The organism is Pirellulales bacterium (assembly GCA_035656635.1).
In the GTDB taxonomy this organism is placed as follows: domain Bacteria; phylum Planctomycetota; class Planctomycetia; order Pirellulales; family JADZDJ01; genus DATJYL01.
Genome location: DASRSD010000145.1, coordinates 25,051 through 44,329, shown reverse-complemented (window position 1 = coordinate 44,329; position 19,279 = coordinate 25,051). Strand labels below are relative to the sequence as shown.

Here is a 19,279-nt window from a genome sequence, read left to right as displayed (position 1 = left end):
CGCGAAGGATTAGCTTTTTCGATGCGTAAGAACAATTCGTCGGGTTTTTTTGCCGGCGGCGATGTCGCTGCAATTGCGCGGATGCAGAAGATGGGGTAGGGCGGCCCTCAGGAACATGACGGCAACAAAGATGTCGGTGGTTTAGCTATAAGAACGTATAAATGTGGGCATTCATGCTCTTTCCAATACCCCATTGCAGCCGAGTCGAAATTCCGAGAGAAAAATATCTATTTGATGAATTGTATGAGATAATGAATAATACGGTGAGAAATGAAAGCACATCATTATGTCAACTAGTTCGCCCACATTTGATTTAGTCGTACGTTCTCAAAACGGAGAACCGCTGGCGTTCGTTGAAGTAAAAAATCAGGAACGACTTTCTAAAGAGGCCGCAACTGCGATTCGCAGGAATTTACTCTCGCATGGAATGCCCGGGAACGCACCCTATTTTTCTTCTAACTTCCGAGGACCATTTGTTCTTGTGGAAGAATCGTGCGGAATCCAGTATAGATTCCCTACCGGATTTGGAGGTCGACATGCAGCCGATTCTGACTCGTTATTCGGAGAACATAGACCGGTCAAAGCGACTGCGGGGAAGAGAATTAGAGCTATTAGTTCAACAATGGTTAATTGATCTTTCTGGAGACTCGCGACTAGCTCTCTCTGATTCTGAAAAGAAAATTGAATCTCTAGGATTCATTTCAGCAGTTCGAGGTAGTTCCGTATCGGCGGAGTAGGTAATTGAGACTTTACCTCGAATCGAATTTTGTCTTAGAACTTGCATTGCAACAGCAGGAAAGCAATCAAGCAGAACAACTCCTTGCACTTGCGGAAAAAGGAACGATAGAACTCGCTATACCAGTATTTGCGCTCTGTGAGCCGTTTTCTACGATATCGCAACGTAGCCGTAATAGACAGCGACTTATAAGCCAGCTTTCAGTTGAATTACAGGATTTGCAGCGATCTTGGCTCCATGTGCCGTTGACTAAGAAGGTTGAAATGGTGGCATCTCAGCTAGCCGCAATCGAGCAATCCGAAAGGAACCAGCTTGAGAAGACTATTTCGAGGCTCATTAACGTAGGCCGATCTATCCCGTTAACCGAACTTGAATTCGCAGAGGCATTGCTCCAGGAATCTCGTCATGGCCTCTCGCCACAAGATGCGATCATCCTGGGGTAGCATCGTTGAGGATCTCAAACAACGTCAAACTCCAGATGCAGTATTCGCCACGAAGAATTGGAAGGATTTTGGAACGCCAAATATCATCGCGAACCTCAGCGAATGGAGTTGTAAGCTAGCAGATTCATTCTCTGACGCCTTAAGACCGATCAATCCGTAGCTGATCATCGATCTTTACTCCTCATTTCCCCGCAGTTTGGCCAGGACGGAATAATCTTCCAGCGTGGTGGTGTCGCCGACGGTTTCTTTGCCGGCGGCGATGTCGCGGAGCAGGCGGCGCATGATTTTGCCGCTGCGAGTTTTCGGCAGCGTGGCGGTGAAGCGCACATCGTCGGGCACGGCCAGCGAGCCAATTTCTTTGCGGACATGCTGCTTGAGTTCGTTGCGGAGATTTTCGCTGGCTTCGCCGGTTTTGAGAACAACGAACACGGCCACGGCGTCCCCTTTCAGTTCGTGGGGGCGGCCCACGGCGGCGGCTTCGGCAACGGCCGGGTGGCTGACCAGGGCGCTTTCGATTTCGATGGTGCTGAGCCGGTGGCCCGCCACGTTCAGCACGTCGTCAATGCGGCCCATGATCCAGTAGTAACCGTCTTTGTCGCAGCGGGCGTTGTCGCCGGCCAGGTACATGTACGGCACCTTGGACCAGTACTGCTCCTTGTAGCGAGCGTCATCGCCCCAAATGCCGCGGAGCATGCCAGGCCAGGGCTTGGTCATGACCAGCCATCCGCCTTGGCCCGGGGGGACCGACTTTCCTGTGTGATCGACAATGTCGGGAATGATGCCCGGCAGCGGCTTGGTGCAACTGCCAGGCTTGGTGGGAATGGCGCCGGGTAACGGGCTCATCATGATGCCGCCGGTTTCGGTCTGCCACCAGGTATCGACAATGGGGCAGCGCTGGCGGCCAATTTTGTTGTGGTACCAGATCCAGGCCTCGGGATTGATTCCTTCGCCCACCGTGCCCAAGAGGCGGAGGCTGGAGAGATCGCACTTGTCGACCCAGTGATCACCCCATTTGATGAACGCGCGGATGGCCGTCGGGGCGGTGTAAAACACGGTGATGCTGTACTTTTCGATCAGCCGCCAAAAGCGGCCTTCGTCGGGCCAATTAGGAGCCCCTTCGTACATGAACACGGTGGCTCCGGCCGAAAGTGGGCCGTACACCACGTAACTGTGGCCGGTGACCCAACCGCAATCTGCCGTGCACCAAAACACGTCATTGTCGCGGTGATCGAACACCCACTCGAACGTTTTTTTGACGAACAGATTGTAGCCGGCCGTGGTGTGCTTAATGCCCTTGGGTTTGCCGGTAGAGCCACTGGTGTACAGAATGAAAAGCGGCGCTTCGCTATCCAGCGGCGTGGCCGGGCAATCGGCGGAAGCGACGGACACTAAGTCGTGCCACCAATGATCGCGGCCGGGCTGCATGGTGATGGGGTTGCCCACGCGCCGCAGCACAATGCAATGCTTGACCGTGGGACATTTGGTCAGCGCGGCATCGACGTTGGCCTTCAGCGGCAATTGCTGCCCGCGCCGCCAGCCGGCATCGGCAGTGATGATGAGCTTGGCCTGGGCGTCGTTGTTGCGATCGGCAATGGCTTCGCTGGAAAAGCCGCCGAAGATGACCGAATGCACCACGCCGAGGCGAGCACAGGCCAACATGGCGATGGCCAGTTCCGGCGTCATGGGCATGTAAATGGAAGCCACGTCGCCGGCTTGCAGGCCGAGTTTTTTTAGTGCATTGGCGAATTTGCAAACTTCTTGATGAAGTTCCGCATAGGTGAGCGTGCGCTCTTCGCCAGGCTCCCCTTCCCAAACCAGGGCCGGCTTGTTGCGCGTGGCGGATTTCAGGTGGGCATCCAAGCAATTGAACGAAGCGTTCGTTTTCCCGCCGACAAACCATTGGGCGAACGGCTCGTTCCACTCGAGCACTTTGGTATAGGGCTGGAACCAATGAAGCTCGCTCGCCAAGTTGCCCCAGAAATTTTCGATGTCGGCGGCCGCTTCGTTCCAGAGTTTTTCGTACTCGGCCAATGATTTGATGCGGGCCTTCGCAGAAAATTCCGGCGGCGGCGGGAAGAGCCGTGCTTCCTGCATCACCGTATCGAGCTGCCCGGAGGGAAGATTTTCAGACGGTGCCTTTGCCTGTTGCGCCATGAGCGGGCTCCCCACGAGAAAGGAACGAAAATCGCCAGAGAATGGCGATTTTAGAGTTGCCGGGACGGACGGTCAAACCGCCGGATTCTCCGGGGGCCCGCTGCGCTCAACCTTGGCCACCCTCCGGCGGACGAAATGCCTTCGTGTGGCGCGATCGACGGCCGCGGCTTTGTACAAACGCCTGATTTCACTGCGGGCTATTTAACCGTCACCACCGGCGGATCGTTGAAGTCTTCATCCAGCGCGGTGCACTGCGGAATGTTCATTTCGCCGGATTGAATCCAGAGGCGATAATCGACATCCAGCGGCCGTTCTTCGTTGGTCAAATCGGCCACAAAGTAATTGCCGATGCGGCCGTATTCGCGCTCGCTGCCGCGGGAAGGCTTGGGATTGTGGCTGTTATCCAAATAAGCCACGGTGTAGCGCTTGCCGCCGATCATCACGCTCATGGCATCCCACGGCATGTTGATGGTGCGTGGGTCGGGATTTTTCGATTTGGGATCCCAATTGCGGGTTTCATCGCCGGTGGCTCCCTTGCCTTCGTGCACGGTGAGCGGGCCTTGGCCGTCGGGACGCAGGAAATAGGTTTCGCCTTTGGTTTTTTGCATCACTTCGTTATTGGCGCGGAAGTGGAAGCCGGAATGTTGCGGATCGCCATCCAGATGCACCGGGGGCAAAATGGCGTTCAGGCTGGAAGCAAATTCCAACAGCGTGCCGCCGGGAATGTTGTACACGGTGACTTCGCGCTTTTCTTTGGCGAAGGTGGCATTGGGAGCATCGGGCGTGGCCGGGTGATGGTTGAGAGCATCTCCCTTGCTGGGCTCCGCGACCCAATTGATTTCCATCAACTGACGACCTAACACCGGGCCGGCGGCTGTCGATAAAAATGCGGCATGCTCCTGAAACGCGGCGGGGCAGTGCCAAATATCGCATTTTTTGCCGCCATCGTACGTGACTTCCCGGAAGCCGTAAAACACGCCGTGATGATGCGGCCATTCGTCATGGGCTCCTTCGGCGCCTTTGGTGAGGAGCTGCGTGCCGGTTTCCGGATCGAACACATGATGGTACGGCTTGAACGTGGCCATCCGCGCATCAGTGGAGCTTTCGTCCAGCTTTTGATACATGTAGCGAATTACGGGGCGAGAGCCGAAAAGCAAATCGTCATGATCGCCGGCGGTATCTTCCCAGCGGAAGACCGTCGCATGTTCGACATCCGATGGAGGTGCTTCCGACAACGTAGCGGTATAGTTGGCGGTTTGGCCCGACTTCAAATCGGGCAGAATGAAGTGCAGCTCTCGGCGGACCGTGTCTCCCTTGGCACTCCCGGGCGCGGCCAGCAAGCTGGGCGGCGTCACTTGCCCCACCAAGGTGTGGCCGGCGCCATCGCTGAGCATGGCCCAAGTGGCGTTTTTCAGCGCGCTATCGACGGCCAACTCCACGCAGACCGGTGTGTTCAAGCGGTTGTGATCGCCGGCAGCAATCGACAGGCTGATGGAATTGGTGGCAGCCTCGGCGGTGATTGCCGCAGCGTGTAAAAAAACTACGACTGCAATCCACCGCCAGGTCCGCACAAAACCGACCGGCATGCAACGCATGGCACATGCTCCGCAAAAGATGGAGGGAAACAATTTCTGACAGCCTCCCCCCCGGGAGCGACAGACAATCCAAATAGCATACCCTGATTCCCGGCGCAACTCAATCGCCGGATGCCCTTCTCTACTATCGTTTGCTATTCCGATGCGTTTTGCAAGCGGGATTAAAAGATTCATTCTAAATTTAGCTACGGGGCTAGAATCGCGAAGGTTGCCAGAGGCAGCCGTTCCGCTGGCCGGCAGGCATCGGTTGACCGGCAGGCATCGGCGGCTTCCCTTGGCAGTGCGCGGCGTTTATGCTGATTTGTGGTTGACAGCCGCTTGGGGGAAGCGCCTACGGACCACCTTTTCACGCCAAAATTGGAGCCCAACCATGAAATTGCTGCACCGCCGTGTGTTGTTGCTGGCACTGCCGATCTCGCTGGTTTTGTTAAACAGCCGTTTCGCCTCGGCCGCCGACGATTCCGGCACGGCCACCGCCACCGAACCGGCGAAAAATACCGCCGTGGCGCCGGTGATTCATTCGGGAACACAATCGCGAATCGATAAAATCAGCCAGCGCGCCAAAGAAGGGGATGTTGATTTGCTGTTCGTGGGCGATTCCATCACGCAGGGTTGGGAAACGCGCGGCAAGGACGTGTGGGAAAAGTATTACGGCAATCGCAAGGCCATGAACGACGGCATTAGCGGTGACTGCACGCAGCATGTCTTGTATCGGCACGAGCAAGGCAACATCGACGGCATTCATCCCAAACTCGCCGTCATTATGATTGGCACCAATAACGCACCGGGGAGCGAAAATACTGCTGAGCAAATTGCCGACGGCGTGAAGGCCATTGTGGAGCAAATGCGACAAAAGCTGCCCGACGCCAAAATTCTGTTGATGGGAATCTTCCCCCGCGGCGCCACCTCTGATGCCCAATTGGAAGGCGTGGTAACGCAAAACGGCAAGCGCACGGTAGATCCGGCGGACATGCCGGCGCGAATTGCCGCCGCCAAGGAAGTCACCAAAGTGCAGCGGAAGAAAATCGCCGACGCCAACGCCATCATTTCCAAGCTGGCCGACGGCAAATTGATTTTTTACATCGACATCGGCGATAAATTTTTAGAAGCGGACGGCACGTTGCCCGACGACATTATGCCCGACCATTTGCATCCCAATGCTAAGGGCTACGAAATTTGGGCCGCGGCGATTGAACCCAAAGTGTCGGAAGTGTTGGGCGAGAAGAAGTGAATGGGGAATGCGGAATAGCAAATGTAGAGCGCTAACAATGCCGGCTCATGCCAATAAAGTTGCGCAGGTTACGCTGGCGTTTTGGATCATGAAAATCTGCGCCACCACGCTGGGAGAAACGGCGGGCGATTTGATTTCCATGACCCTGAACGTGGGCTACGGGCTCAGTTCGGTCATTCTCATCAGCCTGTTTTTCATTTCGCTGGTCGCGCAGTTGAAAGCCAGCCGCTTCATTCCCGCGTTGTATTGGACGGTGATTCTCACGACCAGCATGGCCGGCACTACCATGTCGGACTTCATGGACCGCACGCTGGGCCTGGGCTATGCCAAAGGGTCGCTCATTTTGATGACGTGCTTAGCTGTCGTGCTGCTGGTGTGGCGGTTGAGTGAGAAAAGCCTGTCGGTCAGCAACATTCGCACTACCAAAGCGGAGCTGTTTTATTGGATCGCGATTTTGTTTTCCAACACCTTGGGCACGGCACTGGGAGATTTTTTGGCCGACAATTCAGGCCTGGGATTTTTAGGCGGAGCGGCACTCATCGGCGGATTGATTGCACTGGTGGCGCTGGCTGCCATGTTTACCCGGTTAAACCACGTGCTGTTGTTTTGGATTGCATTCGTGTTAACGCGGCCGTTTGGGGCCACGTTTGGCGATTTGCTGACCAAACCGGCCGAAAAGGGCGGAGTGGGCTTTGGCACCATCGGCTCCACGCTGGTACTGGCCGGAATCCTTACGAGTTGCATCATCTACACAAGTCTCACGACAAAGCAGACGCCGTCGTTTGCAGTCGGCAGCGTCGGGCAGGAAAGTTAAACTTGCGGACACGATGCAAACCGCACAGACAGTGCCGTATTTGGTCACACACTCATGCCCGCTAGCCAGCCGGTGCTGAAGGCGGCCTGGAAATTGTAGCCGCCGATGGGGCCGTCCAGGTCGAGCACTTCGCCGGCAAAATACAGGCCGGGCACAAGCTTGCTTTCGAGCGTGCTGGAATCGATTTCATCCAGCCGCACGCCGCCGGCGGTGACTTCCGCCTTGGCGAAGCCGCGCGTGCCGGTGACCGAAATTGGCAGTTGCTTGAGTGCGCGGAGCAGGGCGGCGCGGTTGGCGTTGCTGAGTTCACCTGCTTTTTTGTCGGCGGGCAGGCTGACCTCCTGCAGCAACACTTCCGCTAAACGGCGCGGCAAAACTTCCGGCACTAGCGAAAGAAGTTGCTTCTTGCCTTCGCTGACAGCTTGCTGGTGAAGCTGATGATCTAACTCATGCAATTTAATGTCGGGCAGAAAATCGCACTCCAGTTGCAAAGTTTGCGGCTGCGGGTGGCCGCTGACGTGGCGGCTGATGTCGAGCACCACCGGGCCGGACAATCCAAAATGGGTGAACAATAGCGATCCGCGGCGGATGTCCAAAATTTTTTGTTTAGGACTGGATTGGTTCGGATCGGGTTCCAACAAACGTAGCGCCACGTCGGGAATGGTGATGCCCGAAAGTTTGCGTACCCAGGGTGCGGAAGTGGTGATGGGCACCAGCGCCGGCCGGGGCGGAACAATCGTGTGGCCGAAAGCCGCGGCCCAATGGTAACCGTCGCCGGTGGTGCCGCTGCCGGGATACGATTGTCCGCCGGTGGTGATGATGACGCGGCCGGCGGTCAAAGTGCGTTTAGAGGTTGACAGGCGAAAGCAGTGTTCGGCGCTTGAGTTTTCGATTCGCTCCAGTTCGATCAGCGATTCTTCCAGCGCCAGCTCGCAGCCGCTGCGGTGCAATCGCTCCATGAATGCCTGCAGCACGTCCGTGGCTTTATCGCTGACCGGGAAAATCTTGCCGGTTTCTTCGATTTTCGTCGGTACGCCTTCGCCTTCGACCAAGGCCACCAACTCTTGCGGGCCCAGTGCCGCCAGGGCCGAGTGCAAAAAGCGGCCGGGCGGACCGTAAGCGGCCACAATGCCCCGGCAGTCCGTATTTTGTGTGAGGTTGCAGCGCGTGCCGCCGGACATCAAAATTTTTACGCCCGGCTTGCGATTTCGCTCGAGCAGCAGGGTTTTCAGCCCGCGCGAAGCCGCCCGTTCCGCCGCCACCAGTCCGGCAGCGCCGGCGCCAATGACCACCACCTGCCAATTCGAATCGGCGGCAAGTGGATGATGTTCAGGCACTGGAAACTGTCCGGGCAGCCCATGTCGCGGTAAGAGAGTCACTCGGGTGGAGAGTCCGAATATCCCGAGGCACGGTTGTGCAGGCGGCGGTGGGTGAGCAAATCGATGCCGTAGGGGAGTGAGTGAACCGAACCATCGCAAAACACCATGTTGAAGGCGGTCGGATGCGGGCTGCCCCACATGTCGGCTTCATAAGTTTTTGTGGTTGGATCGGCGTGCGTGGAAGGCATATCGGCCTGCGGCGGAATGGGGGAGGGCGTGCTAGGGCTGGGCCCTGTGCTGCCGTGGTAATTGATGCCAGCGGTGCGATACAGATCATCATCCCATCCGGTCCACAGCCAAGCGTTGTCGCCAGGATCGTCACCGGTGAAATATTTATCGGTGTAGAGGAATTTTTCGCCCACCATGTATTTGTGCGAAGCGCCATCGGTGATTTGCCGCAGCGAAATCGTGCTTTGATAGTACGATACGCCGTTGGAATAGCCGCGCAGCGCGGGATTATCGGTGCGATCGAAAGGGAACTGCGAATCGTCAATTTGATTGGCGGTGGGGGGGCTGGCCAATTCACCATTAAAGGCCTGATCGCCCGCGTTGGCGCAGTAATCACCGCGCCAAACGGTCGACACATTGCGGAGGTTGATGTTGGCGTAAGAATTTGCTTGCTGGGTGAACGCAAACAGGCTGGCTTGCGGCCGGCGCGAAGGGCACAGAAAAATTGCGGCCACGGATTGGGCCGCTGCGGACAGAGCGTCTTTTTTGTCGGGCGTGCCGCCATAGCGCATGGCTTTGCCCACGTCATGAATGTAACGTTCTTCCAGATAAGGCAAGATATTGTATGCCCAACCGCCGGGTTGGTGCTTATCGAAGCCTTGATCGGGATCGCCGGCCCAGTTCGATCCCCAGCCGCCGGTCGGGTAAAACTTTTGAGCCGTATGATGGTTTTCCCAGGCCAGACCAATTTGCTTGAGGTGATTTTTACATTCGACATTCCGAGCCGCTTCGCGCGCCGATTGCACCGCCGGCAGCAGCATTGCAATTAAAATGCCGATGACGGCAATGACGACGAGCAATTCCACCAGCGTAAATGCTCTGGGCAGGCGGTGGAATGTCGCTGCACGATAACAAGCGCGATGATGGCGTGTGAAGGCTGGCATGGCGCAGTTGATTTTGCATTGCACCGGGGAACATTGCAAGCAACATTGGCGAATCCGGTCAGCGTGGCAATTTATTTTGCAGATTGCCCCGGCAATGTGGCACGATAGGATCGGAGCCACGCTTCGATAGTGCTAACGAATGTTGTTTGGTTACGGGAATGGGCAATGTCGATGGCCTTTTTGGCCGACGAAATGGCATCGGCGGAAAGCTGTGCCGCAGCCTGCGCTTTGGCCAGATTGAACCAGGCATCGGCGTTGTAGGGATCGACGGTCACGGCCTGCTGGTAATTTTCGATTGTTTTAGAAACTGCAGCGGGGACCAGCGTTGAATTCGCTGTGGCGGCTGAATTAGCGGCGGCGGGTTTGGGTTCTGGCGGAGCGTTGGAACCGGAATGCGTCAGCCCAGTAATCATCAATGCCGCTAACAACACGACTGCCGCGCCAATGCCGACGAGCCAAAGCCAAAGTTTGGCTGAGCCAGCGGCGAAAGTGGCCGTGGCCGCCGTGGCAGGCAGGGCGGCGATGAGCTTGGCAGGCAGTGCCGCGGGCACCGTGGGAGGCGGCAGTGCGCGCAATTGCTCCTCCAGTGATTCCAGAGGACGCTGGTGTAGATCGGGCTGCGGCGAGGGGGGCACGGCCTGGCTCATGGTTCGAGTGAATTTCGTTTGCCGGTTAAAATGCTTCGCAAATTTTCCAATGCCTGGTGGGTGCGCCACTTTATCGTGCCGCTGGGTTGGCCGAGGACCGCGGCCATTTCTTCGTAACTTAGGTCCTGCAAGTAGTGCAGAATGACCGCATCGCGCTCGGCCGGCGCCAGACCATCGAGCGCTTGATACAGCCGGCGGCTTTGATCGTTGAACATCGCACTGTCATAGGGATTTGGTGTGTTGGATTGTACCTGTTCCAGTGGCGTGTCGGAGTGCGCGGCGACCGCGCGCTCCTGGCGGCGATGGTTGTCGACGAATTTACGGTAGGCAATGGTGTGCAACCAAGTGTTGAGCGAGCTGGCGGCGTTGAAGCTGCCGATTTTCGCCCAGGCCGCCAGAAAGCTTTCTTGGGCCAAGTCTTCGGCCAGGTGGGCATCGCGGCACAGATGGACCAACAGCCGATAGATGGGCGCATGGTATTGCCCAATCAATTCAGCGCATGCCTCGCGGTTGCCCGCTAGGATGCGCTTCACAAGAGCGTTTTCTGACGGTTGTGTCACCGGTTGCTTTCCAGCCAGCTATGGGTTTAGACGCAGGGCACACGCCGAGTGTTGGCGCAAATTTTGAAAAAAAAATGCGCCAACGATCCGCTTCCCACTAGCGTCTAAGGGTGATAGTAACCGGCCGCGCCGGCAATAGATACCAAGTCCGACATCGCAACGGACGAGCACTCTTTTCTTTGGAGCGCGCGGATGTATTCAGTGGTTGATCGGCAGTGTTGGCTGAAATACGTTTTGCGGCGAGCGGAAGGCGCGTCGCCTAGGGGACTGAAATTGTCTTGGGCCGTAGCCTATTTGGCCGCCGGTTTTTTATCTGTCGCTGCATCAGGCGCATTGGCGGTCACTCCGACGGTAAATGGCTGGGATCTTCCAGAAGGTGGTAGTTGGAACAGTGTGGTCAATTGGGAAAACGGACACACGCCAACCATTTTGGAAGATGCCACGATTGGCCAACCCGCCACGCAGCCCAGTTCGCCGGCATCCGTGACATTGGATGCGAATCAAACGGCATACGGATTAACGCTGGATCCCGGGAGCGGCAAAACCATTCACGTCAATTCGGGCGCCGCATTAACCAACAGCCTGACGTTGCTTAGCGCCGACCCGGCCACCGCCGACGGCGTCACGAAGTTTGTGTCGATCAACGTGAAATCCGGTAGTGGCAATGCGATTACCGCCCCACTGGTTTTGGGCAACGGTGTGAGCGGATCGCTGGCGGCGGTGATCAATAGTTTGGATTCGACGTTTACGATTAGCGGGGGAATCTCGCAGTCGCCGCTGGGACAAACCTGGGGCGTGCAAATTGTGGGCAACAGTCAAGGCATCGTTGACTTTACCACCACCCCGGAAATCTACGGCGGCGATACCACGATTGGAAATGGCGGGATTCTCAAGCTTGATTTGAACAACGTGCTTCCCAGCGGCAGCACCGCCGGCAATGTGGTTTTGCAAGGCAATGGGTTGTTGCAGATTGGTGCGGCCACGGCCGAAACCATTAACGGGCTATCCGCCACTTCCACAACGGCCGTCGTGACGAATTCATCGGGACAATTTGCTACGACGTTGATGCTGGGCGGCAACAACGCCACGGCCGCATTTGCCGGGTCAATTACGAATCCCACCAATGCGGGCACATTGAGCATCTTGAAAACGGGCACCGGCACACAAACGCTGTCGGGCACGGACAGCTATCGCGGCACGACGACCATTTCCGGGGGCACGCTGCTGGTCGATGGCACGCACAACTCGGCGGGCAGCTACATTGTGACCACCAGCGCCGCCGTGTTAGGTGGCATTGGCACAATTAATTTGGCCAATGCTAATCAGATAGTCACCGTCAGCTCCGGCATATTGGCGGCCGGCGACAACGGTTCGGGCGTATTGAATATCAACGGATCGTTGACGTTTGCCACAACCGGACGGCTGGTCGCGGAATTGGGTGGCACAACACCCGGCGATGGCGCGGGGTTTTACGATCAGGTCGACGCCGGCAAAGTAACCTTGCAAACGGCGCGGCTGAGTGTGAGCTTGGTGAACGGCTTTCTGCCCGCTTTCCATGACGTGTTTTACATTTTGACACGGTCGGACGCAGGTATATTTCAAGAGAATCAGCCGTTTGACGCCATCAACGAAGGCACGACCATCAGCCTCGGCAATGGGATTACGGGAAAGGTCACCTATCACGCGAATTGGACCGGCAACCAGGCCACCAGCACACTGACCGGCGGCAACGACGTGGCGATTTACGACATCTTGGTTCCCGAGCCATCCGGAGCAACTTTGCTGGGTCTGGCAATGCTCGCGCTGTTTGCGGTTCGGAAGCACCGAGCGTGAACGACAATTTCACGCTGAACGGCCGCAGAGGTTCGCCAGACCCAGCTGTAAAATAATCCGCAGCGCTTCCCAGGCTTCGCCGCGGTTGATTTTCGATTGGCCGCGTTCACGATCGGCAAACAAAATGGGCGTTTCGCCGAAGCGCGCCCGGCGGCGGCGCAACAGCCAAAGCACTTCCTCCTGAAATGAATAACCGCGGGAACGAATTTGATCGAAGGGCAACTCCCGCAGCTTCGCCACACGATAACAGCGATAACCGCCGCTGACGTCTTTGGGCATAAGCCAGAGCATCCACCGTGCGTATAAATTGACAGCCCGACTCATCAGCTTCCGCTTCAGCGGCCAGCCGACCGTGCCGCCGCCGGGAATGTAGCGCGAGCCAATCATCACATCGACGGGCACAGCACCCTTACCCCGACCCTCTCCCAAAGGGCGAGGAAGATGCTTTCCTTCCATGCCGGCCAGCATGGCTGGCAAGTAGCGCGGGTGGTGGCTGAAATCGCCATCCATGTTCAGCACGTAATCGTAGCCGTGCTGCATGGCGTACTGCATGCCGGCGACAATCGCGGTTCCCAGGCCCTGTTTGCCGGTCCGGTGCAGGCAGTGAATGCGGCGATCGGCGGCGGCCTGGGCATCGCACCATTGGCCGGTGCCGTCCGGGGAGTTGTCGTCAATGGCCAAAAAATCGACCTGCGGAGCGGCCGCGAAAATTTCCGCGATCAACTGCGGCAAGTTTTCAATCTCGTTATAAGTGGCGCACATCACCAGCGTTTTGCCAGACGGCGCACGCGGCTCATCGACAGGGGCTTGCGCAACAGGCTGCTTTGGAACTACCGATGCCATGCGATGGAAGATGACCTACGACTTGTGCAGGCGGTCCGAGCGAACTATATTTCCCTGCGCCGAAGCGGAGGAAAAGAACGTAAGCCTACTCCGATTGAATGACACAGCCTAGCAGCTTGATGCCCTGCGCGTCGAGCAGTCGTTTGGCGTGGTCGGCCGCTTCCGGTGAGGTGCAGCCAAGCTCCACGTACAGCATGGCTGCGGTCGCCAGCGGCAGAAACAAATCGCAGGCGAGGTTTTTTGGCCCAGTCGAATGGTCGGAGTGCGCCTCGGCGATGATCGATCCCACGGCCACCAACAGCAAATCAAACTGGCGCGATAATTCCGCCCAGGCAGCTTTCATCCGCTGCATTGCGCCCGGCTCGAGCGCTTCCGATCCGCGGGTTAGCAATTTGATTTGCGGATGCAATGTGGATTGAATGGCCCCCGGCCATTCGGATCGGCCGTTGAGCACGTAGTTCAATCCCACATGCGTGTCGATGCCCAGGGTGTTGGCCAATCCGCAATTTGGGCCGGCCGCTTCCACCAGCAATATGCGCGATTCAGCATCGCGACGGGCGGCGTTCAGTTTGTCGACCACGCCCGTGGCCAGCGGCCATAGCCAAGCCGCGTTGTTTGTTTCACGGCCAGCATCTACCAGCAGCAGCGTGGGGTGTGTGGTTAAATCGAGCTGGGCGAGCAATTGATCGCGCAGTTCTCGAAATTCCGGCTGGAGATTCAACGGCGGTTGTATTGTTGGCGTGGGCGAGGCAGCAGCGAATGTTGCCATCGCTGGTGCTGCCTCCGCTGGCGGAACCACCGGAGGCAAGGGTGTGCCGCTGGGCCACGTTTTCGGCGCAACTGCCGGCGCGGGGCTAACAATGGGCGCCGTTTCCGGTGGCTTTGGGCGGGAAGCTTGTTCGCACGGCAGGTCGGCCAGCGGCGGGGGCGGTTCAATCACCGTGCAACAGGGCTGCAACAGCGGAGAGGGATCTTCTTCCGCCGACGCTGCGACATCCAACCGTGTAACTTCAGACCCGAGTGAAGAAACGATTTCGACGCTGGGGCTAAATTCCGCTGGCGCCGCTGTGCTGTCGCTAAGCTGCGAGGCCGCGGCTGGTGGCGGCGCGCCGGGCGGGTCGCAATCGGCTTTCGATGCTGCGAAATCGAATTTTGGCGACTTGAGATCTGCCAGGTCGGCCAGCACCATTTTCTGCAGTTCTTCCAGGCGGCGCCAATCGAGGTCCGCGGCCGATTGCTCGCCACCGAGTTCGACGGGGGCGCGCACTTCGCTGCTTGGCTGGGGCGCAGCCGGCTCATCGAGCGCCGACAAAATGTCCGGCAGCGGCGTCAATTCTTCGAGCGGGAAGGGATGATCCGCCGTTGTGCCGGCCAATTCCGCCGGCACTGGGCTCTGTGGCAACTGCGGCGTCGTGGTTTCGGGCGGCAACGCCATGTTTGGCGCATTCTCACTACTAGCAGCAGGCGCAACGGGAGAAGCCGAGTTGGCCTCGCCCAGCGCATTCGGCGAGCGAGATTCGATTCGCGTCAACGAATTGAGGAACAGGCCCATGGCAGAAGTCGGAATTCCTTAGGTGCGCAAGACGCCAGCGAAATTTTACCCGCGCCGCAGTTTGGCAAACAATTGACGATACTCCTGGCGACGCACGCGCGCCGGTGGTTGCTGCACCGGCGGTCTCATTTCCGGGGGATCTTCGATGACGATTAAATCGTCGTCGTTGATGGAAGTGGTGGAAAGTTGCGCCAAGACTTTCGGCGTCGCTGCCGGCGATTCGCTCGAATTGGCAATTGCCGCTGCGACACTTTCATTGGCCGCCGGCACTTGCGGTAAACTCGCTGCCGAATCGCTCATTGGCTCGAAGCCAGAAGCTGCCGCCGCCTGCGACGCGGCCGATGGTTGTTCGGCCGCAGTGGGAACTCCGCCCGGCCAGGTGGCGGGCGCCACGGCCATCGCGGGACGTGGCGAGGCGAGCTCTTTCACCGTGGCGTTGGCGGCTTTCAACAGCGCGGCCAAATCTCGGCTTTCGGGGCTACGGACCAGCGGCCGATTGGCCAGCGCATTGGTTTCCAGGCTGGTATAGCGATCGAGGACCACTTCTTCTTCGCGGAAATCGTTCCGAAACGGATTCGACCCTTGCGGAAATATTAATTCTACTTCGGGCCCAATGCTGCCGGCCGGGTGGAAATCGTCGTGATATTCGTGCGGCGGGGCAATTACTTCCCGCAGGCTGGCGAGCGCATCGGTTTCCGTGGCGGCGGGCGCATCGTCCGGTTGTGTGGCGGAGCGAAATGGAACCGCTGCGGGCAAATCGTCCAGCAGCTCGTCATCCAGCGTGCCGAACTCGACGACATTTTTTCCATCGACTGGCGCCGGCGCGCCCTGCGCCGCATTCCAGGGAGTGGGCAACTGCTGCAAATCGGCCCAGGCTTCTTCGATGCCCAAAGCGGTAATTTGTTGCATGCCGCCAGCAAACGCCAACAGCAGCACGTGATCGCACACTTGGTTGATGAGCCGCGGAATGCCGTCGGTGGCTTTGGGAATGGCTTCCAGCGCGTCGGGGGTGAAAATGCGCTCCGGCTCGCCTCCCACCTGGCGTATTTGGTGCCGAACGTATTCGATCGTTTGCTGCCGATCGAGCGCTTCCAAATAACAGCGCGTGGCCACGCGCTGATTGAAGGATTCCATTTTCGGATGCGCAAAGCGATCTTCCAATTGCGGGCTGCCGGCGAGCACCAGCCTGACGCGCGGCTGGCCATTGCGAATCAAATTGGTAATGAGTCGCAACTCTTCCAGCAGCCGCATGGGAAGCGTGTGCGCTTCGTCAACGATAAGCAACAGCGGCGCGCCGGCCAATGAAGCCTGATCCGGACTTGTCGTTTCGCCTGCCTTGCTGCGCGGCGAAAGATGATCGACCAGCGCTAGCCGCAAATCACCTTCTTCCATGCCACGGTATGGCAGCCCCAACTCAAACGAAATGGCTTGCAACAGCGCCCGGCGGGTGCACAGTTGACCGCTGGCCAAGAGCGCCACCTGCAGCGCGCGGCGAAACTGTTCCGCCAACACCTGGCACAACAGCGATTTGCCCGTTCCGGCCGGACCCACGAGCAGACCCACCCCTTCGGCCCGATCGATGCAGCGGGCCAAATTTTCGCGGGCCGCGTCGATGGAATCGCCCGGAAAATAGCGCTTCGCCGAAACCGCCGCGGCAAACGGACGCTCGTTGAAACCAAAACACGCTTCGTACATGAAGTCTCTTCTTAAGTGATGGTATGGGCGACTGGCGAATCAATAACCAATGACCAAATCCCAATGGCCAAAAATGATGTACCTGCGATTGGTCAATTGGTGCTTGGTCATTCTCACCGGGGCGCTGTTAGATAGCTTCGGCGTTTGGCAGCAGGGCAGATTAGGGCCGGACAGCAGGGTCGTGCTAGCAAAAGAATTTCTGCGAGCAAGCGGCCAGCGGATTGGCCAGCAAATGATTGAAAAATTGCTGATCCATCAGCGAAACAATCGTCAACATTGCCACCATCGCTACCAGAGATAGTTCCGCCAAGAGCAGCGTGCGGGCAATCCAGCGGGGCTCGCGGCCTCGATTTTCGCGGGCAGCACTCGCCGGCCTGGTTGGCAGAAAACCCAGAATCGAAATCGCCAGCCGTTGCCCTACTTCGGCGGCGGTGTTGAACACGGCTTCGGAAACGCGCGCCGACCGGGCAACAAGCGCCGCCGCGATGAATGCCAGCGCGCCGCACCAGTAAATTGCCAACTGCGGACTGGCGCCGATCATGGTCGTCGTGGGCGACGAGATGATAACGGGGTTGGGCACCTTAAGCGTGGCCAAATAATCGACCGGAATTTGCGCTTTGCGCTGCCAGGCGGCGCTTTCGGTGTTCAGCGCCTGGTAGCAGATTCCCTTCTCGTTTTGCAGACGAGCGGTTAGCTCTCGGTATTGATCGGCGGTGCTTTTCCATTCGGGGAGTAGCATCGTGAAAATGCTCGCCGTCGCGGGCGTCTTAGGCGTGGCAGTTGTAGGCAGCGTCGGTGAAATTTGCGGCGGGGCTGTCTGGGTGACGGCCTTTTGCTCCGCGGCTGGCATAGCGGCAGATGGATCCTGTTTCATCGCCACTTCCTTGGGCACGTTTTTCAGCCGCTCCTGCAGATCGGCGATCGATTGTTCCAACGCCTGCAATGCCGGGTGGGTTGGCAGCATGTTGGCGGCGAGCTTGGTATGTTGCGCTTCCAGATCATCCAGCTTGTCGTGCAAGTCCTGCCACTGCGGGTTGATGGCCACAAGCGGCCCGGAGGAGTTTTCATTAGCCGGTTGATCGGTCACTTTGTCGGCAGGCTGTGAAATTGCTGACGCAGCGGGCTGTGCTGTAGCGGCAGGAGCAGCAGCCCGTTCGAGTGCCAGCGGCGGTTGAGGAATTTCCTCGCCCGAGCTGGCCGGTTGCGCCTCGGCGGGCGGGGCACTGTATTGAGCGGCTGTGCGCAGCAAGTCGTCGAAATGCTGGCTGAGCAAATCTTGCAATTCAATTTCGGTCGTTTGGTAATGATCGACCGCTTGCTGCGCGGCACGGTAGGCGGTCGATCCCTCCTCGTTGGCGGCGGCAACGGCGGAGATCAATTTCGCCGGAATGGATAGCGGTTGTGAATCGTTCTCTGCGATTGCATCGGCCGAGGAATCCGCGCCGGTGGAGATCGTGGGCGTGCCTTCAGCTGGCATGGCGAAACCATGGCAGATGAATCCCACGCCAACCAGCGCCAACAAAAACACCGCCAGCGCCACGGCCACAAACACGTACAGGCGTCGCCAAGCGGTTTGGGTTGTAGTAGGCATTGCAGGCGGCTGGCGGTAGACAGCGGGCAGATATTACATAGCCCGACTGTGTCAGACGGGCAGGGTGTCATTCGGAACGGGATCGATAGGCGAACGCTATCACACATCGTTCGGTATCGGCCGGTCAATCCAGACAGCATGAAAGGGTTTTGCCCTGGCCGCGTTGTAACGCCGCCCGGCGTGGCCGCCCGGGCTAACGAAAGGGGAGTGCTAGCGTATAATTGTGGGCTGCCGATTTTTGGACGCCATGCTTTGTGAATTTCGCCGGGTGTATTGATGAGCCGATTGCCGTTTCAAATCAAAATTTGCGGGGTGACGTCGTCGGAAGATGCGGCGGTCGCGATTGAACATGGGGCCGGCGCGATCGGTTTGAATTTTTTTACTGGCAGCCGGCGACACATCGATCCATTGGAGGCGCAAAATATCGCGCGGGTCGATTCCCACGAGCTAGCAGTTGTTGGCGTGTTTGTGAACCACACGGTCAGCGAGATCGCCAGCATTGTGACCCACGTCGAACCCACGTGGGTGCAACTGCATGGGGATGAATTGCCTAAGGTAATCAAGCATGTGAAGGAGGCGGTGGATTTGCCAATCATGCGCGCCTTGCGTTGGGGGCCGGAAGGAAGCACGCCCATTGATGAATATCTGAAGCAGTGTGCGGCGCTGAATTGTTTGCCCGATGCGGTGCTGATCGATGCGCACAAGCCGGGCGAATATGGTGGCACGGGCGAGACCGCCGATTGGGAAGCGATTGCCCGATGGCGCGAAAAAAAACAGTTCGATGTTCCGCTGGTGCTGGCCGGCGGATTGACGCCGGAAAATGTGGCCGAGGCAATTCGGATCGTGAAGCCCGATGCGGTGGACACCGCCAGCGGCGTGGAATTTAGTGTAGCCGCGCCTCTCCGAGACGCGGACCCGAGTTTCGGAGAAACTCGGCTACGTGAAAACACTCCGGGCAAAAAAGATCCGGCGCGGGTGAAAGCATTCATCGAGGAAGCCAAACGCGCTTTCGCTGCAGTGTCTTAAACGGCCGTGGGTTAGGACGCAGCGTTCAATCGCCACGCTTGCGAAAATGCCTGTCCGCGTTTAGAATG

The 19,279-nt window shown here is 57.9% G+C and carries 15 protein-coding genes; 5 read left to right on the top strand and 10 right to left on the bottom strand.

What is annotated here, in order from left to right:
* The first annotated feature begins 741 nt into the window (after window positions 1–741).
* Complete coding sequence (locus tag VFE46_13865) at window positions 742–1,179, top strand: hypothetical protein (protein ID HZZ29080.1); 438 nt, start codon at window positions 742–744, stop codon at window positions 1,177–1,179.
* A gap of 174 nt (window positions 1,180–1,353) precedes the next feature.
* On the opposite strand, the gene acs is transcribed toward VFE46_13865, so the two are convergent.
* Window positions 1,354–3,333 (bottom strand): acetate--CoA ligase, encoded by a 1,980-nt coding sequence (gene acs, locus VFE46_13860; protein HZZ29079.1) that lies wholly within the window; start codon window positions 3,331–3,333, stop codon window positions 1,354–1,356.
* A 197-nt stretch (window positions 3,334–3,530) separates the two neighbouring features.
* Complete coding sequence (locus VFE46_13855; GenBank protein ID HZZ29078.1) at window positions 3,531–4,928, bottom strand: DUF6807 family protein; 1,398 nt, start codon at window positions 4,926–4,928, stop codon at window positions 3,531–3,533.
* A gap of 370 nt (window positions 4,929–5,298) precedes the next feature.
* Here VFE46_13855 and VFE46_13850 point away from each other — a divergent pair, with 370 nt between their 5' ends.
* Together VFE46_13850 and VFE46_13845 are read left to right on the top strand one after the other, a co-directional pair.
* Window positions 5,299–6,159 carry a GDSL-type esterase/lipase family protein gene (locus VFE46_13850; protein ID HZZ29077.1) on the top strand — a complete coding sequence of 287 codons (861 nt, stop codon included), beginning with the start codon at window positions 5,299–5,301 and terminating at the stop codon, window positions 6,157–6,159.
* A gap of 37 nt (window positions 6,160–6,196) precedes the next feature.
* Window positions 6,197–6,973 (top strand): hypothetical protein, encoded by a 777-nt coding sequence (locus VFE46_13845; GenBank protein HZZ29076.1) that lies wholly within the window; start codon window positions 6,197–6,199, stop codon window positions 6,971–6,973.
* A 44-nt stretch (window positions 6,974–7,017) separates the two neighbouring features.
* Here the strand turns inward: VFE46_13845 and VFE46_13840 are convergent, their stop codons facing one another.
* The 4 genes from VFE46_13840 to VFE46_13825 all read right to left on the bottom strand — a co-directional run bounded on the left by VFE46_13840 (window position 7,018) and on the right by VFE46_13825 (window position 10,644).
* Window positions 7,018–8,310, bottom strand: coding sequence for an NAD(P)/FAD-dependent oxidoreductase (locus tag VFE46_13840; protein ID HZZ29075.1), 1,293 nt, complete (start codon window positions 8,308–8,310; stop codon window positions 7,018–7,020).
* A gap of 38 nt (window positions 8,311–8,348) precedes the next feature.
* Window positions 8,349–9,464, bottom strand: coding sequence for a DUF1559 domain-containing protein (locus VFE46_13835; protein ID HZZ29074.1), 1,116 nt, complete (start codon window positions 9,462–9,464; stop codon window positions 8,349–8,351).
* Between the two features lie 71 nt (window positions 9,465–9,535).
* Window positions 9,536–10,111 carry a tetratricopeptide repeat protein gene (locus VFE46_13830; GenBank protein ID HZZ29073.1) on the bottom strand — a complete coding sequence of 192 codons (576 nt, stop codon included), beginning with the start codon at window positions 10,109–10,111 and terminating at the stop codon, window positions 9,536–9,538.
* Entirely contained in the window at window positions 10,108–10,644 is a 537-nt protein-coding gene (locus VFE46_13825; protein ID HZZ29072.1) for an RNA polymerase sigma factor, read from the bottom strand. Before VFE46_13825 ends, VFE46_13830 begins: the two co-directional genes overlap by 4 nt.
* A 219-nt stretch (window positions 10,645–10,863) precedes the next feature.
* On the opposite strand from VFE46_13825, the gene VFE46_13820 reads away from it, so the two are divergent.
* Window positions 10,864–12,504 carry an autotransporter-associated beta strand repeat-containing protein gene (locus tag VFE46_13820; GenBank protein ID HZZ29071.1) on the top strand — a complete coding sequence of 547 codons (1,641 nt, stop codon included), beginning with the start codon at window positions 10,864–10,866 and terminating at the stop codon, window positions 12,502–12,504.
* Between the two features lie 9 nt (window positions 12,505–12,513).
* On the opposite strand, the gene VFE46_13815 is transcribed toward VFE46_13820, so the two are convergent.
* The 4 genes from VFE46_13815 to VFE46_13800 form a co-directional block, all read right to left on the bottom strand.
* On the bottom strand, window positions 12,514–13,347 hold the full coding sequence (locus VFE46_13815; GenBank protein HZZ29070.1) for a polyprenol monophosphomannose synthase: 834 nt from the start codon (window positions 13,345–13,347) through the stop codon (window positions 12,514–12,516).
* A gap of 85 nt (window positions 13,348–13,432) precedes the next feature.
* Window positions 13,433–14,899: a hypothetical protein gene (locus VFE46_13810; protein ID HZZ29069.1), complete on the bottom strand. Its 1,467-nt coding sequence runs from the start codon at window positions 14,897–14,899 to the stop codon at window positions 13,433–13,435.
* A 45-nt stretch (window positions 14,900–14,944) separates the two neighbouring features.
* Window positions 14,945–16,594, bottom strand: a complete 1,650-nt coding sequence (locus VFE46_13805; protein HZZ29068.1) for an AAA family ATPase — start codon at window positions 16,592–16,594, stop codon at window positions 14,945–14,947.
* 184 nt (window positions 16,595–16,778) lie between these two features.
* Window positions 16,779–18,185, bottom strand: coding sequence for a hypothetical protein (locus VFE46_13800; protein HZZ29067.1), 1,407 nt, complete (start codon window positions 18,183–18,185; stop codon window positions 16,779–16,781).
* Window positions 18,186–18,461: 276 nt separating this feature from the next.
* On the opposite strand from VFE46_13800, the gene VFE46_13795 reads away from it, so the two are divergent.
* Complete coding sequence (locus VFE46_13795; protein ID HZZ29066.1) at window positions 18,462–19,211, top strand: phosphoribosylanthranilate isomerase; 750 nt, start codon at window positions 18,462–18,464, stop codon at window positions 19,209–19,211.
* The last annotated feature ends 68 nt before the right edge of the window (window positions 19,212–19,279 follow it).